Annotated in this window: 18 protein-coding genes; 9 read left to right on the top strand and 9 right to left on the bottom strand. The window is 60.1% G+C overall.

All coding sequences use genetic code 11. From position 1 onward, the window contains the following. Nucleotides 1–15: 15 nt before the first annotated feature. The 5 genes from PHS32_RS01380 to PHS32_RS01360 all read left to right on the top strand — a co-directional run bounded on the left by PHS32_RS01380 (nucleotide 16) and on the right by PHS32_RS01360 (nucleotide 2,365). Complete coding sequence (locus PHS32_RS01380; protein WP_301076961.1) at nucleotides 16–576, top strand: NifU family protein; 561 nt, start codon at nucleotides 16–18, stop codon at nucleotides 574–576. A 77-nt stretch (nucleotides 577–653) separates the two neighbouring features. After that, the gene (locus PHS32_RS01375) at nucleotides 654–1,241 is read left to right on the top strand and encodes a 5-formyltetrahydrofolate cyclo-ligase (RefSeq protein WP_301076960.1); all 588 of its coding nucleotides are present in this window, start codon (nucleotides 654–656) and stop codon (nucleotides 1,239–1,241) included. A gap of 142 nt (nucleotides 1,242–1,383) precedes the next feature. Then, nucleotides 1,384–1,557, top strand: a complete 174-nt coding sequence (locus PHS32_RS01370) for a carboxymuconolactone decarboxylase family protein (RefSeq protein WP_366143457.1) — start codon at nucleotides 1,384–1,386, stop codon at nucleotides 1,555–1,557. Continuing rightward, nucleotides 1,493–1,702: a hypothetical protein gene (locus PHS32_RS01365; protein ID WP_301076959.1), complete on the top strand. Its 210-nt coding sequence runs from the start codon at nucleotides 1,493–1,495 to the stop codon at nucleotides 1,700–1,702. The genes PHS32_RS01370 and PHS32_RS01365 overlap by 65 nt, the downstream gene beginning before the upstream one ends. A gap of 222 nt (nucleotides 1,703–1,924) precedes the next feature. After that, nucleotides 1,925–2,365, top strand: a complete 441-nt coding sequence (locus tag PHS32_RS01360) for a helix-turn-helix domain-containing protein (RefSeq protein ID WP_301076958.1) — start codon at nucleotides 1,925–1,927, stop codon at nucleotides 2,363–2,365. A 142-nt stretch (nucleotides 2,366–2,507) separates the two neighbouring features. On the opposite strand, the gene PHS32_RS01355 is transcribed toward PHS32_RS01360, so the two are convergent. The 7 genes from PHS32_RS01355 to PHS32_RS01325 form a co-directional block, all read right to left on the bottom strand. Beyond that, the gene (locus tag PHS32_RS01355; protein WP_301076957.1) at nucleotides 2,508–3,407 is read right to left on the bottom strand and encodes a PLP-dependent aspartate aminotransferase family protein; all 900 of its coding nucleotides are present in this window, start codon (nucleotides 3,405–3,407) and stop codon (nucleotides 2,508–2,510) included. Between the two features lie 16 nt (nucleotides 3,408–3,423). Then, nucleotides 3,424–4,548, bottom strand: a complete 1,125-nt coding sequence (locus tag PHS32_RS01350; RefSeq protein WP_301076956.1) for a tellurite resistance/C4-dicarboxylate transporter family protein — start codon at nucleotides 4,546–4,548, stop codon at nucleotides 3,424–3,426. After that, nucleotides 4,545–5,729 (bottom strand): cytochrome P450, encoded by a 1,185-nt coding sequence (locus PHS32_RS01345; protein WP_301076955.1) that lies wholly within the window; start codon nucleotides 5,727–5,729, stop codon nucleotides 4,545–4,547. The genes PHS32_RS01350 and PHS32_RS01345 overlap by 4 nt, the downstream gene beginning before the upstream one ends. Continuing rightward, complete coding sequence (locus PHS32_RS01340) at nucleotides 5,726–6,037, bottom strand: hypothetical protein (protein WP_301076954.1); 312 nt, start codon at nucleotides 6,035–6,037, stop codon at nucleotides 5,726–5,728. Before PHS32_RS01340 ends, PHS32_RS01345 begins: the two co-directional genes overlap by 4 nt. Nucleotides 6,038–6,042: 5 nt before the next feature. Beyond that, nucleotides 6,043–6,834 (bottom strand): metallophosphoesterase, encoded by a 792-nt coding sequence (locus tag PHS32_RS01335; RefSeq protein ID WP_301076953.1) that lies wholly within the window; start codon nucleotides 6,832–6,834, stop codon nucleotides 6,043–6,045. 222 nt (nucleotides 6,835–7,056) lie between these two features. Next, nucleotides 7,057–7,380 (bottom strand): ferredoxin FdxA, encoded by a 324-nt coding sequence (gene fdxA, locus PHS32_RS01330; protein ID WP_301076952.1) that lies wholly within the window; start codon nucleotides 7,378–7,380, stop codon nucleotides 7,057–7,059. A 168-nt stretch (nucleotides 7,381–7,548) separates the two neighbouring features. After that, entirely contained in the window at nucleotides 7,549–7,809 is a 261-nt protein-coding gene (locus PHS32_RS01325; RefSeq protein WP_301076951.1) for a DUF2249 domain-containing protein, read from the bottom strand. 384 nt (nucleotides 7,810–8,193) lie between these two features. On the opposite strand from PHS32_RS01325, the gene PHS32_RS01320 reads away from it, so the two are divergent. The 3 genes from PHS32_RS01320 to PHS32_RS01310 all read left to right on the top strand — a co-directional run bounded on the left by PHS32_RS01320 (nucleotide 8,194) and on the right by PHS32_RS01310 (nucleotide 10,358). Then, entirely contained in the window at nucleotides 8,194–8,337 is a 144-nt protein-coding gene (locus PHS32_RS01320) for a hypothetical protein (RefSeq protein ID WP_301076950.1), read from the top strand. A gap of 70 nt (nucleotides 8,338–8,407) precedes the next feature. Continuing rightward, a complete protein-coding gene (locus PHS32_RS01315) occupies nucleotides 8,408–8,827 on the top strand; it encodes a nitrous oxide-stimulated promoter family protein (protein ID WP_301076949.1) in 420 nt (139 codons plus the stop codon). A gap of 271 nt (nucleotides 8,828–9,098) precedes the next feature. Continuing rightward, on the top strand, nucleotides 9,099–10,358 hold the full coding sequence (locus PHS32_RS01310) for an NnrS family protein (RefSeq protein WP_301077076.1): 1,260 nt from the start codon (nucleotides 9,099–9,101) through the stop codon (nucleotides 10,356–10,358). A gap of 15 nt (nucleotides 10,359–10,373) precedes the next feature. Here PHS32_RS01310 and PHS32_RS01305 read toward each other — a convergent pair whose 3' ends face one another. Beyond that, nucleotides 10,374–11,684 carry an Hsp70 family protein gene (locus PHS32_RS01305; protein WP_301076948.1) on the bottom strand — a complete coding sequence of 437 codons (1,311 nt, stop codon included), beginning with the start codon at nucleotides 11,682–11,684 and terminating at the stop codon, nucleotides 10,374–10,376. A 275-nt stretch (nucleotides 11,685–11,959) separates the two neighbouring features. On the opposite strand from PHS32_RS01305, the gene PHS32_RS01300 reads away from it, so the two are divergent. Beyond that, complete coding sequence (locus PHS32_RS01300; RefSeq protein WP_301076947.1) at nucleotides 11,960–13,150, top strand: MFS transporter; 1,191 nt, start codon at nucleotides 11,960–11,962, stop codon at nucleotides 13,148–13,150. Nucleotides 13,151–13,277: 127 nt separating this feature from the next. Here PHS32_RS01300 and PHS32_RS01295 read toward each other — a convergent pair whose 3' ends face one another. Next, nucleotides 13,278–13,601, bottom strand: a complete 324-nt coding sequence (locus PHS32_RS01295; protein ID WP_301077075.1) for a metalloregulator ArsR/SmtB family transcription factor — start codon at nucleotides 13,599–13,601, stop codon at nucleotides 13,278–13,280. Between the last annotated feature and the right edge of the window lie 48 nt (nucleotides 13,602–13,649).

The following is a 13,649-nucleotide window of genomic DNA, read 5'->3' as shown; positions in this document are numbered from 1 at the left end:
CAAGCGGACAAAGACATGCCAAAAATCGCCGAAATAGAAAGCACGCCGAACCCGAACGCGAGGAAGTTTGTCTTGCGCGAGCCACTCACATGGGGCATCGCGCATTCGTATGAAAACGCCCAGCAGGCCCAAGGCGATGCACTGGCCGGCGCGCTGTTCGCCATTGATCATGTGACCAACGTTTTCTATATTGACCGCTGGCTTACCGTGACGCAGGACGGCAAGGCCGACTGGGACGCATTGGCGCGCGAAATTGCGGTTCCCTTGCGGGCTGCGCCGGCGGCCAGTGAACGGTCGGCCGCAGCTGTTTTTGAAGCGCGCGCCAGTGTGGCGGATTTGAGTGCAGAAGACCGCCAGCGTCTGGACGATATTGAGCTGGTACTGGAGCAGGAAATCAGGCCTTACCTGCAAAGCGACGGCGGCGACCTGCACGTTCTTGGCCTGAGCGGTAACCAGCTCATCGTGCACTACCAGGGCGCTTGCGGCACCTGCCCGAGCGCGATCTCGGGCACTCTGCAGGGGATTGAGAGTCGGCTGCGCATGATTGAGCCCGACATCGAGGTCGTTGCCGCTTGACGCCCCGCATTCACTCGTCATCACCTGCGTCAACCATTGGTAATTTCCGGCTTAGGTAAGCGTTCAAGATTGCAACTGTGAATTCCGAAGAAATCAAATTAAGGAAAGCTTTCCTGCGAAAAGAAATGCTTGCCAGGAGATTGACAATCAGCCCTGAGCAACGTCATGTATGGAGCAATGAAATCTCCCGCCTTCTGATAAACGCATTTCCAATGCTCAACAGCATGACCATTGGAATGTACTGGCCCTACCAAGGTGAGTTTGATCCACGTTTTGCTATTCGTCATTTTCGCGACACAGGCGCACGGGCGGCGCTACCGGAAGTGGTGCAAAGAAATGGGGCGCTGCGGTTTCGACAGTGGTGGCCCGGCGCATCCATGACCAAGGGCATATACGATATACCAGTACCTGACGGCACTGATATCGTGGAGCCACAGGCTTTCTTGATGCCGCCGGTGGGATTTGATGGCAGGGGCTACCGCCTTGGGTATGGTGGGGGCTTTTACGACCGGACCTTGGCGGCACTTGCCCCCAGGCCGCTCACGATTGGCGTTGCGTTTGAGATCTCGCGTGTTCAAACAATTCACCCGCAAGAATTCGACATTCGGATGGATTACGTGGTCACGGAACTAGGTGTTTTCAAGACTCCGGCCTGTGCCACGTAGTGCACACTTGTGTGCAACACCCTTGAAGAAGAAGTAAGTGCTGGCAACTCAGTCCACGGCCGCCATGAGATAGACCTTCAATACCCCTGCTGCGTGATCATGCGGCGCACCACCTGTATGCCTTACCGCAGTTTGGTGCGATATAAGGATCGCGCCGCCGCCGGGCAAGACCAGGCAGTTGATCGCGGTGGCGGTGGCGCACGTGACCCAATGTCCGTATTGCATTCGCGGCCACACATCTTCGTTTCTCTTTGGCCGAGTTACTTACCGTTCCCATCATGGTGTGGTTGATTCACCTGGTTTCCAGAATCAATAATGCGGCAACCGACTACCACGCAGGTTTCACCCTGGCGGTGATTGCTCCGATACCGCTGTGGCTCTCTTCGCTGACGCTGTTCGTGCCGAATCTGTTCGTCGGTGTTGTCATCGGGGGCTCGCGCTGTTGTGTTCAGTTGGACTGATCTATCGCGGCGTGCATGCGTTGTTTTACATGCGCGAGGATATCAAGGCGCTGCAAATGGCAACGGTGATTGCTGGCGCTGGACTGTTCATGTGGTTGATACTCATGCAGATCGTCCTAATCCACCGATGACACAGCACCGTGAAGCACGCTGCGCAATTGGTCTGCAGCCAGGCATCGATTGGGTCTGGATGAGAGAATAACTGCTCACAACGATTTTGGGATGGATGCTGCCGTGCCGAAGCTTAAAGCGCTGCCCCTCGATAAACACGATTTTGAAGTACTGTCCGATTTTCGTTATCAGATACGGAAGTTCGTGCGCTTCAGCGAGGAAGTGACACGCCAGCATGGTGTAACGCCTTTGCAGTATTTGCTGTTGCTGCATGTCAAGGGGTATCCCGGTCGCGACTGGGCAACCGTCGGCGAACTCGCGGAACGCCTGCAGGCGCAACAGCATGGTGTTGTCGCGCTGATTTCGCGCTGCGAGAAGCTGGGTTTTGTCGAGCGTCGTCGTTCCTCAGAGGATCGGCGACGGATTGAAATTCATCTGCTCAAGAACGGTGAAAAAGTACTCAATAAACTGGCGCGTCTGCACCGGACCGAGTTGCTGTCCTTGCGTGGCCGTTTCGTTGTACCGGATGTAAGGGCTTTTGACTCCGCATAGACTAGGTCAATCCACCCTGAATGGCACCATCAAAAAAACGTCACAGTGAAATGGCGAAAGGAAAAACCTGGGAAATCGCGAACAATTGGGCCGCTTCGACCAACCTATGATTTCCTCAACAACGCCGTTCCGTCTTCCGCGTTTAAGCAGCATGTCTTAACGCATGCTCGAGGTCAGCGATCAGGTCGTCCGGATGCTCTATGCCCACGCTGAGCCGGATCAGCCCTTCGGCAATTCCGTTTTGGGCCCGCACCGCAGCCGTGACAAAGCTGTGCGTGGTACTCGCCGGATGGCAGGCCAGGCTGTCCACATCACCCAATGAGACCGCCTGGGTGAATAGCTGGAGCTGGTTCAACACGGCCGCAGCCGCAGAGCGCTCGTTGCGCACCAGCTCGAAAGCCACCATGCCGCCAAAGCCGCCCTGCAACAGGCGCCGCGCCAGCGCATGCTGCGGATGACAGACAAGACCCGGGTAATGCACCACCCGCACCGCAGGGTGGCTCGCCAGGAAATGGGCCACCGTGAGCACGCCACGCGCCTTGGCAAGGGCGGCCACCTCAGCCAGATCATGCGGGCGCAGGCTGGGGTTGGTCAGCGTCTCTACCCAGACCATGCGTGTATCCGGTGTGAGGCTGGCAGCCAAGCCCTGCTGCGTGGCGTCGACAACCCGGATGCCAAAACGCTCGCCCAATTGGCGAAAAAACCCCTCGGTGCCGCCATACAACGGCCCGAGGAACGCTATTTCATCCCCCGGATTCAATAGCCCCAACAGCACAGAACACATGGCCGCCGTGCCGCTCCCAAAAGCCACTGCCGCCGGCGCGCCTTCCAGGTTCGCCATCTTGGCCTCCAGCGCCGCCACGGTGGGGTTGGCAAAGCGGCTGTAACGGTAGCCCGGCGTCTCGCCGGCGAAGATGGCGGCGCCCTGCTCCAGCGTGCCGTAGCCAAAGGCGGTCGTCTGGTTGATGGGCGTGGCGATGGCGCCGGTGCCCGGGTCAGGGTGCTGCCCGGCATGGACGGCGCGGGTGCGAAAGTGAGTCATCAGTGAGCTCCAGGATTCACAAATGCTTTTCGGTGAAAGGGGCAAGCGCCGGTAGCAAGTCAAAACGCCGCAGCAGATCGAGCAGCAGGCCTATAAATGCAAGGCTCCAGGTCACCAGCGCCACGATCAAGAAAAGTTTCGGCAAAAATTCCAGAAGTTCAAATTCCATCGCGTGCAACATTTGGTGCGTGCAGGTTGCGTACATGCCAAGTGGGAACACCGCCCCCCAGTACAGCGGGTCATAGTGCATCGGAAAGCGCTTGTAGACGTGGCGCCAGATGCTCAGCAACACCAGCATCGGAATCCACCAGGTACCGGTGGCCCAATAGAACACCGTGAACCCCTTGAGAAAAGGCAACAACGACAACAGGAACGGCGCATCGTGCGCATTGATGATCAGCAGCGACCCGGCCAGCGTCGAGATCGACATGGCACCCATGTTGATCCAGTAGGGCGGAGACAGGTCCCCCGGCGCGAACCGGAAGAAGGTGTAGCGGTAGAAAATCAGCGACATCATCCAGATGTACAGCATGCCGCCCCACAGCCACATCGACAGCGCCAGAAAGTTCATCTCCAGCCGGTAGGGCTGGGCCACATGCGCCGCCAGCATCGCAGACAGCACGGCAACCGATTGCGTCGCCACCACCGCCAGCAGCCAGGCGCCGCTGATGCCTTGGTCCAGCGTTGGCTTGTGTTCCTTGACGGTGAAGGCCGTAAAGATCGCATAGGTCAGCCCAAGCCACAACACCAGCGCCACAATCCACAGCAGCAGTCCGATGCGATAGTCGGCAAGCAACAACACATACTGCGCCCCCAGCACGCCGGTCCCGGCCACCATGGTAAAAAATCCGGGACCGCGCAGATGATCGATCAAGTCACTGAAAAGACGCCGGGGAAACCACAGCAGGCGTCCCAGCGTCAGCAGCCACAAGACCGCATACATCACGTTGTTCAGGTAGAACAGCGTGCGCGCAAGCTGTGACCAGCCCTGCAGATGGGCGGCAATGGAGACGATGCCGGTGGCCATCACCAGGCCGAAATACGCCGGTGCCAGGCCGGCCAGATCAGTCCGCAGGCGCGTCTGCAGTGCGGGCTTGACCGGGCGCTCGCCCGTTGCGCTATCGGTGCTTGGCGAAGTCATTGATGGTGGACGACGGGCTGCGACGCAAACGTGATTTGCACGGGCACGGTGGCATAGCCCGAAGCGGGGAACAGCGCGTGGCTTGGCGGGCGCTGCGTCATCGGGTCGATGCGGGTGGTGCCGTCAAGCAGTGCTTGCACTGCTACTCGCAACTCCATGCGCGCCAGTGGCGCCCCGGGACAGACGTGGATACCCGCGCCGTACAGCAGATTGGCGCTTGCATCGCGGTCCAGCCGGAATGACTGCGGATCGGTGAAGACACGGCCATCCCGATTGGCTGCGACCCAGTTCAGGGAAATTCGCTCGCCGGCACCGATGGAGCGCCCGCCGATCTCGACGGCGCGGGTGGTCACGCGCCGGTTCGCCAGCAGCGGACCGTACAGCCGCAAAATCTCCTCAATGGCATCGGGCAGCAGGCCTCGCTGCGTGCGCACTTGTTGCTGCAAATCGGTGTGTTCCGCCAGGTACTGGGCCACAACGCCGACCGCCGCCGAGATCGTGCTGATCTCACCCACCGTCCAGTTGCGCAAGATGCTGGTGATCTCTTGGTCGTTCAACGGTCGCCCCTTGACCTGTTGGCTGGTCAAACCGGTCGTGACATCCTGGGTGCTCTGGATGTCAGCGGCGCGGCGCAGCTGCAGCAGCTTCGTGACGTAACCGGCGAACTCTTGGGCGATCTCCGCCATCGCTTGCCGATCCTGGACCAGGGTGGCGGCGTGGTTCTTCTGCGTCCACCGGCGCAGCGGTTCGTGCATGCTGGCTGGCCAACCGAGAAACGCGCATTGCACCCGAGCCGCAAATGGATGGGCAAAATCACCCATCAGTTCCAGCTCCGCGCGACCGTACAGGGAGCGCACCAGGTCGGCTGCGAGGCTGCGGCATTGTGGCTCGAACTCCTGCATGGTTTGCGGCGCGAAATAGCGCTCGATGACGCGGCGGTATGAGCCGTGTTCGGGGGGATCCATGCCGTTGGGAACCGAGAGATTTTTCGAAACCACGCTGCTGAACGTGACGTGGTCGTTCAGGACGCGGACAATGTCCTCGTGCCGAAACAGCGACCATCCCAGTAAGTCACTGTACGCGACCGGACAGCGTTCACGCATCTCGTCGAAGGCGGCGCGCTGATCGCGCAGCACCGCAGCCGACTTCGGATCCCAGTCCTGGGAACGCGTATGGCTCATGGCGATTGCCCTTCAGGAAACAAAACTGCCCAGCAGCCCGGCTCGCCGGCCAGCAAGTCAAGTTCGGCGCGGAAAGGTTTTTCACACGCTTGGGCGTCCATCTGCCGGGCAATGACTTCGGCCGCCGGCGAGAAATAGGCCACCACCTCGCATTGCAGGCGTCCCTCCAATTCATGCCGCGTAAAAACGGCCATCGCCGCCGGTCGGCCAGCAGCCGCAAACAGAGCCGGGAACAGGTCCTGGATCTGAGCCTTCGGCGCGTAAGCCAGAACCCCATCGCCGAGCTGCTTTGCGAACCATGTGTGCATACGATTTACTCCTGCGTCGCGCCTTGCTTCCAAGACCCGATTTGAACCATGAAATGACTGTCGAACAAGGGGTTCTCGTTCACCCCTTCCTTTGCATAGCCTCGCGGGTTGCACACCACCCGTGTGCCGTTGAGCATGTAGTCAAAACTGTCATGGGTATGACCGTGCACCCACAATTGCGCGCGCTGACCGTCAGCCAGATGCTGCAGATCGGATACAAAGCAGCCATTGAGCCATGAGCCGGCAAACCGCGAATGAATACTTTGGCGCGAAGGTGCATGGTGCGTGATGACGACCGTCGGCCCCGCATGGGGCTCGGCCAGCCGGCTTTCAAGCCACTGGGCGTCAATGCGGCACAGGGCGGCGGCGTCATCGGGCGCGAACAGTCTTGCCATGGGCTCGTCCACATGGATGATGCTGAAATCACGCATGAAACGTTGCGCCTCACGCATCGCCAGCGACCGTTGCTCGTTGTCAGTCCAAAGCATGAAATCAGTCCATAGGGTGGTCCCCAGAAAACGTACCCCTTTGATAATCACTTGGTCATTGTCGAGAATGCGAACATTCGTTCCGGCGCACAGTTGTTTGAGCTCATCTACGGCACCCGCAATGCTGCCGCCGTAGAACTCGTGGTTGCCGGGAACGTAAAGCACTGGTTTGGCAAAGCCCAGGGCCCAGGAAGCCGCCTCCTTCGGGCGGGCGACATCACCTGCCAGAATGACCACATCGGCGTCATTGCGGGGTATCTCCAATGCACCGCAGCTGAGATGCAGGTCAGACAGAATATTGAGTTTCATAGGGGGACATCTGCCAGCCAGATAACCGACCTGGCTGAACCCTGCCCAGTTTATCCATTTATATCATGCTGTGATGCATTAGCCATGAAAGATGATGGGAAACGTGCTGGTTCCTTTCCGACCGATCGTCATAGAGTGTTCGCCGTCATGAACGAGGCGTCTTGCTACCCAGTATGGCAACTTTGAATTGCATATCGGTGAGGTCTGCGGCTTGTGCCTGCATCAACGCTTGAGCTCTGCTCGTTTGACCGTCACGCAGGCCCATTCGTCAGCATCGGGAAGAGCCGCCTTGGTTCGGGTGATGACTTTCCACTTTGGCGCCAGTTCTGCATTCAGTGCGATGAAGTCCTGCTGGTCGGCGGGTACGTCTTCTTCTGCAAAGATCGCGTTGACTGGGCACTCTGGAACACAGACCGCGCAGTCAATGCATTCGTCTGGATCAATTACCAGGAAGTTGGAACCTTCACGAAAGGCATCCACCGGGCACACATCGACACAGTCGGTATATTTGCAACTGATGCACGACTCGGTTACAACGAACGTCATGATTTACCCATTTTGTTCAAGCAGCAAACTCCTGCGGAGTAACTGTTGTTGGTCAAGATGACTCGTTGCCGAATCCGCTTTCAACGCATTGTTCGTGTGTGGCGTGCGGATCGCGCAGTGTGATGCGCGGCACCTCGTCGAAAAAGTCGGGAAAGTTCACCGAATCGATCAACGGCAAGCGAAGTCAATCACGATGGCGCCCGACTCCCGTTGCACGTACTCAATGGAGACAGCGTCGCCGTAGCGGGCGGTGAGTTGGTTTAACAGGGGAATCGGATCGTGGTCGTTGCAAAAGCGCATGGTCTCACCGGGCTGTAGCGAATCGAGCGCGCCAAAAATGGCGGCATGACGGAAACGCTTGGCAACGCCGCGCGCATCGAATGGGTAGATGGCTTCGGGGGTAACGTGGTTGGTAGCGCAGGAACTCATAGTGAAACCTCTTGTCGTTGGTAAAAAGAAATAGCCCTGTCATTCTTGGTCTGACAGGAGGTGTTGCTGGCGAAAGCGTTCTCGTTTGAGCAGCCGCCTGCGCAATGCGCGCAAGCGGATGGAACAGACAATCGGAAGACATGCTCCCGTACTTGAATTGTTTATAAGATTCATTTTAAATACTGCTTATAGCGGAGATCAACCCTTAACCCCTCAGCCAATGATGGGATACGTGTTCCGTCATCTATTTCGACGCCGCCCTGAGCCGCCGAAAATTCGACCCGAATGACGTCGAAGCGGGTAGTGCATACGTCGAGGCCCATGTGCCTTATGTCCATTAGATGGAACGGCTATGGAAGGCCGCACACGGCGCGGCACATGCACATGACCAGCATCGCGCCGGGCACGATTGAGAGCAAACAGACCTTTGGCATGCGCCAACCCAAGGAAACAGAAGAGACGTCAGGCGAGGAAGGTTTTTCGTCCTTGCTTTTGCTTGTCGTGGGTGTAAATGCAGGCTATATTTGATCGAACCCCCGCCAAGGGAGAAGGCTCGCACGGGTTGAGCGTGACCGCAAAAACAGCATGAGAACGCCCAATGTCCAAGCAACTGATTGAATTCACCACCGACAAGCACTTTATCCGGCGCGTGCGCGAACTAAAGACCATCGAAATCATGGTCCGTATGTACTGCCGCCATCACCATGGGAGCAGGCCGTTGTGCGCCGACTGCACCGCACTGCTTGACTATGCCCAGCGCCGTCTGCAACGCTGTGTGTTCGGCGATGCCAAGCCGAACTGCGCCAAGTGCGTCGTGCATTGCTACAGCACGGACATGCGTGAAAAAATAAGGATCGTGATGCGGTGGGCCGGGCCACGCATGCTGCTAAGACACCCCATCCTCGGCATCTTGCACTTGCTTGCCGACCGTAGACCCATACCGGTGCTGCCGGCCAAGCGCCAATTGAAAGCCGCAACTGCGAAACAATCCAGCAACGATCAGTCTGTTGCACCATAGCAGTTAACTGCAATAGGATTGATGCCTCACCGTTTTTGCGTCGAAGTCCGCAGTGCGCGTAAAAAACCCATTCAAAGTATGAAACAGAATGACCGCTGCGGCCGGCAGCGTGAATGTATCTAATCTCAGCCGGCTTCGATATAGGGAGATGTGAGGTCCATATGACGCCCGACGCAAGCATTTTGATGAATGACTCCGCATCGATGGGAGAGGAAAAGCATTGAAACCGATCCCCAGCAAGCCAGCGGCCCTAACCAACACTTCACGTGCAGTGAATTGCAACCGTGTAACTCCACCCTGGAGGCCGATCTGGCTACTGGCCGCACCCCACCGCCTGGCTTTCTTCATGGCTGCGCTCATGCTGGTGATGAGTTCCATATGGTGGGCAATCGTATTGATGACGCGAGTTCTCGGCACGGCATTGTTCTGGACCGTGCCGGTTTCGGCGGCGCATGGGTTGCTGATGACGATGGCGTTCATGCCACTGTTTTTCGCCGGTTTTCTTTTTACGGCCGGACCCAAGTGGCTGGGCCTTCGGGAGGTCACAGCGCGCAGTTTGTTGCCCGGCTTGATGCTTATGCTGGTGGGCTGGGTCAGCGTCCTGATCGGCTTTCATACCTACGCTCTCGTGTCCTGCGCAGGCATGACATCGGTCGCTACCGGCTGGACAATTTTGAGCGTGAAGTTCTTCACGATGGTGCGACGAAGCAATCTGCCGGACCGTGTCCACGCCCGCGTGGTGGCATTCGCGTGCGGCATAGGTGCCATGGCGTTGTGGTCCATCACTGCATCACTGGCCAGCAATTCAGAGCTACTCTTGCGAACCGCCACACAGGTGGGTCTATGGGGATTTATTGCGACGATATTCGCGGTGGTATCGCATCGCATGATTCCATTTTTCGGCGCCAGCGCAGTTCCGTTTCTTGATGCCTGGCGGCCGCTGTGGTTGCTGTGGGCGACGGTGGCTATGCTGTGGCTGGAGGCGGTGTTTAGCGCAGCGGAATTGTGGTACTGGCCTTTGTCAGCCGCAGTGCGGTGGTGTCAGGTCACCGTCGAATTACCAGCCTCCCTTTTGCTGCTCTGGTTGGCCGTGCGCTGGGGTCTGGTGCAGAGCCTGAAAATCCGACTACTCGCCATGCTTCACGGCGGCTTCGCGTGGCTTGGAATTTCTTTCGCGCTGAATGCCTTGTCCCACGCACTGATGGCGCTGACGGGTGGAGAACTCTCTTTGGGACTGGCTCCTTTGCATGCCATGACCATGGGCTATCTAGGCGCCACCATGTTCGCGATGACCACGCGGGTAAGCAGTGGACGCGGTGGCCGACCTGTCGCCGCCGACAACATAGCGTGGACCTTGTACTGGATACTGCAGGCCGCCGTGCTGTTGCGTGTCGTCGCGGCAATTTGGCCCGCAGCTGGCATACCGTTCACGCTGCTGGCGATTGCAGCATGGACAGCGGCCACGCTAGGCTGGGCTCTCCGGTATGGCCGCTGGTTTGGTCGCCCCCGCCTGGACGGCCGACCCGGTTAGTGTGAAATATTCGGGCTAACTGCCGAACACCCGTGACGCATGCACCCCCAGACCCGTAGCGACGCTGGCCAGGCGATCGCCATGCACGGGGCGTGCAGTGGCAAAGCGGGCAGACAAACGTTCGGTCAGCGGCGCCAAGCCGGTGGATCCGCCGGTGAAGTACAGCGCGTCTATGCGCTCGGGTGCCAGACCGGCGGCACGCACGGTCTGCACCGCTGCCCGGGCGATGCGATCGAGGTCGGTGCGGATCGCGTCCACCGCCAGCGCCTGGTCTACCGTGACGAGCAGACCCGGAGCCAGCGCGTCGAGCGCCACCTGAGCCGGCGTGCCGGCAGCAGCGCTGATCTTGGCGGCCTCGCTCTTGGCGGCCAGTTCGTGGCCCAGGCGAAGCTCCAGCACGCGCATCAGTCGGCGGTGCAGCTCGGGGTCGGCGAACCAGTCGGCCATGGCGCGCCACTCCGCTACGCGCCGTGGGCGGTAGCAGGTGTTGATCAGATGCCAGGTGGCGAGGTCGTGGTAGATCGTGCTTGGTACTTGGCGTGCGCCTGGCCCGCCAGGTCCATAAGCACCCAAGCCGACCAGCGGCAGCAGCGCAGCCAGCTCGATCTGTCGGTCGAAGTCGGTGCCGGCGATATGCACGCCGTGGTTGGCCAGGATGTCGCCGCGACGGTCGGCGCGCAACCGGCGCATGGGGCCCACGCGCACGACGCTGAAGTCGCTGGTACCGCCGCCGATATCCGCCACCAGCACGAGCTGCTCCTGCGACACCTGCTGTTCATAGTCAAACGCTGCTGCAATCGGCTCGAACTGGAACCGCACATCGGTAAAGCCGGCGGCCTGCGCAGCGGTTGCCAGCGTGGCTTGGGCACGCGCGTCGCGCTCCGGGTCGTCGTCGACGAAAAACACCGGGCGTCCCAGTACCACGCGATCGAGCGGCTGCCTGGCAGAGGCCTCGCCTGCGTTTCTGAGGTGGCGCAGGTAGCCGGTGATCACGTCCAGGTAGCGCACGGCGTAGCCGTTACCAAGGTCCGTGGTCTGCTCCGCAAGGTTCGAGCCCAGGATGGATTTGAGCGAGCGCATCAAACGGCCCGCATACCCGTCGACGTAGGCCGCCACGGCAGCCCGGCCGTAGGCGCGCGGCAGGGCACCCTCGGGACGGTGCACGCCGTGGGCTTGGGCGGCCTCGTGCTCGTCGGTAAAAAAGAACACCGCCGTGGGCATGGTCGGCTGCTGGTCCTCCAGTGGCACCAGCCGCGTGCCGCACGGGGTGTTGGCAACCACCACGCTTGAGTTGGAGGTGCCGAAGTCGATTGCGCAATAGCTCATGAGGCGGGCGATTGTAGTGGGCGGTTCTTCTGACCGTTCAACTGGCAAAAAAGTTGCGGTCACGCGGCATCGACATTTCCGTCATCCCGAGCCGGTTGCCGGTTTCGTGAGCTGCGGCCGCATGAACGGCAATCGGCTTGAGCCAACAAAGGACCCCGAAGAGTCTTCTTTCACTTTGGTCCGGTCGCAGTGCGGCTAGCGAGAACTCAAGTGTCTCACCAGAGTAGGATGTGGCGGTGCGAAACCCACCCGAGACTGTGACCCGGAAAGCTTCCATGTCCGCGCCCAGCGGCGACCCGCGCCGGCGACTCCACCCCGACGTCTTGAAGCTCGGTTGGGTGAGCTTTCTCACCGACCTCAGTTCGGAGATGATCTTTTCGGTGTTCGCGATCTTCTTCACCACCGTGGCTGGCGCTTCCAGCGCTTTGCTGGGGCTGATCGAAGGGCTGGCAGATTTCTCGGCTTCGTCGCTCAACTACCTGGCCGGCTGGCTGTCGGACCGCAGCGGTCGGCGCAAGTGGTTCGCCACCGCCGGTTACGCCTTCTCCACACTGGCCAAGCTGATTCTGCTGGTATCGTCATCGGTCGTCGGTTTAAGCCTGTTTCGCGTCGTTGAGCGGCTGGGCAAGGGTTTTCGCGGGCCACCTCGTGATGCCTGGCTGTCATCGATCGGTGGGAAAGACACGCGCGGCTATGCGTTCGGTGTGCACAAGGCGCTGGACAAGGCCGGAGCGGTACTCGGGCCGCTGGTGGCTTATGGACTGCTGTCGTGGCTGGGAGAGTCGACCCGCACCTACAGCACTTTGTTTCTGGTGGCCTTTGTGCCCGCGGCGATCAGCGTGGCGGTACTGACGCGCATCCCGGACCAACCGGGCGCCGCGCATGAGCGCGAGAGCGTGCGGCAGAACTGGCAGCGACTCAGCCCCGGGTTCAAACGCTTCCTGCTGCCGGCGGGATTGTTCGCGCTGGCCTATTTCAGCCTCGGCTTCATCTTGCTCAAGGCCCACGCCGTGGGCTTTGGCGTGACCGACATCGTGCTGCTCTACGCACTGTTCAATACCACCTGTGTCGTGGCCGCGCCCCTGGTGGGCAAGCTGGGCGACCGGGTCGGTCGCAGCCGCATCCTGCTGCTGGGGTATGCGCTCTACGCGGCGATCAACCTTTGGCTGGTGGTCGCCAGCAGTCGATGGGAGATGGTGGCTGTGTTCGCGATCTACGGGCTGTTCTATGCGATCGACGAGTCGCAGAGCAAAGCTTTCATCGCCGACCTTGAGCCCGAGCGGCGCGCCAGCGCGGTGGGCATCTACAACTTTGTCACCGGCCTGCTGTATCTGCCAGCCTCCCTGGTGGCCGGGGCCCTGTGGGTTTCCTCGCCGAACCTGGCATTTGCCGTGGCGGCGACACTCTCGCTGGCTGCCATGCTGGTTTTTGTGACCTTGCGGCCGGCCGACCAGCGGCCCGCCTGACGCCGCCCGCAAGAGCTGTTCAAGGGATTGGCCAGGCGGTGATTTTCGGAAGCGGCAGATCTTGAGGCCCGATGGCGGACCCACGAATTCCAGCCAAAGTCCAACCGGGTCCACCAGGCGAGCGTGGTCAAAGTGACTCGGCAAACAGCTTGAGTTTCCCCAGCGCCACGTCCCACTCCCTGCCGATGACCTCCAGCGTTCGCTTGGCCTCTTCGATCTGCCCCGGATCGAGTTGCCACAGTCGTTCCCGTCCCTGCTTCAGGTCGCGCACCACGCCGGCGTCGGCCAGCACCTGCAGATGCTTGGTGACGCCCTGCCGGCTGATTTCGGTGCTGGCCGTCAGTTGCGCGATCGAGAACGCACCGCCCGCGCAGAGCAGCGCCACCAGCTTCAGGCGCGTCGGGTCGCCCAGTGCCGCGAAGACGCTCGCCAGCGTTTCGCTGGAGCGCATGATCGCGGACAGGCCGGTGTCGCGCGGGCCTGTGCCCACCGCCTTGCG

This window comes from Rhodoferax sp. (assembly GCF_028714215.1).
Classification (GTDB): domain Bacteria; phylum Pseudomonadota; class Gammaproteobacteria; order Burkholderiales; family Burkholderiaceae_C; genus Rhodoferax.
Note: the sequence above shows the minus strand (reverse complement) of the source record. Positions and strands in the feature narration are given on the sequence as shown.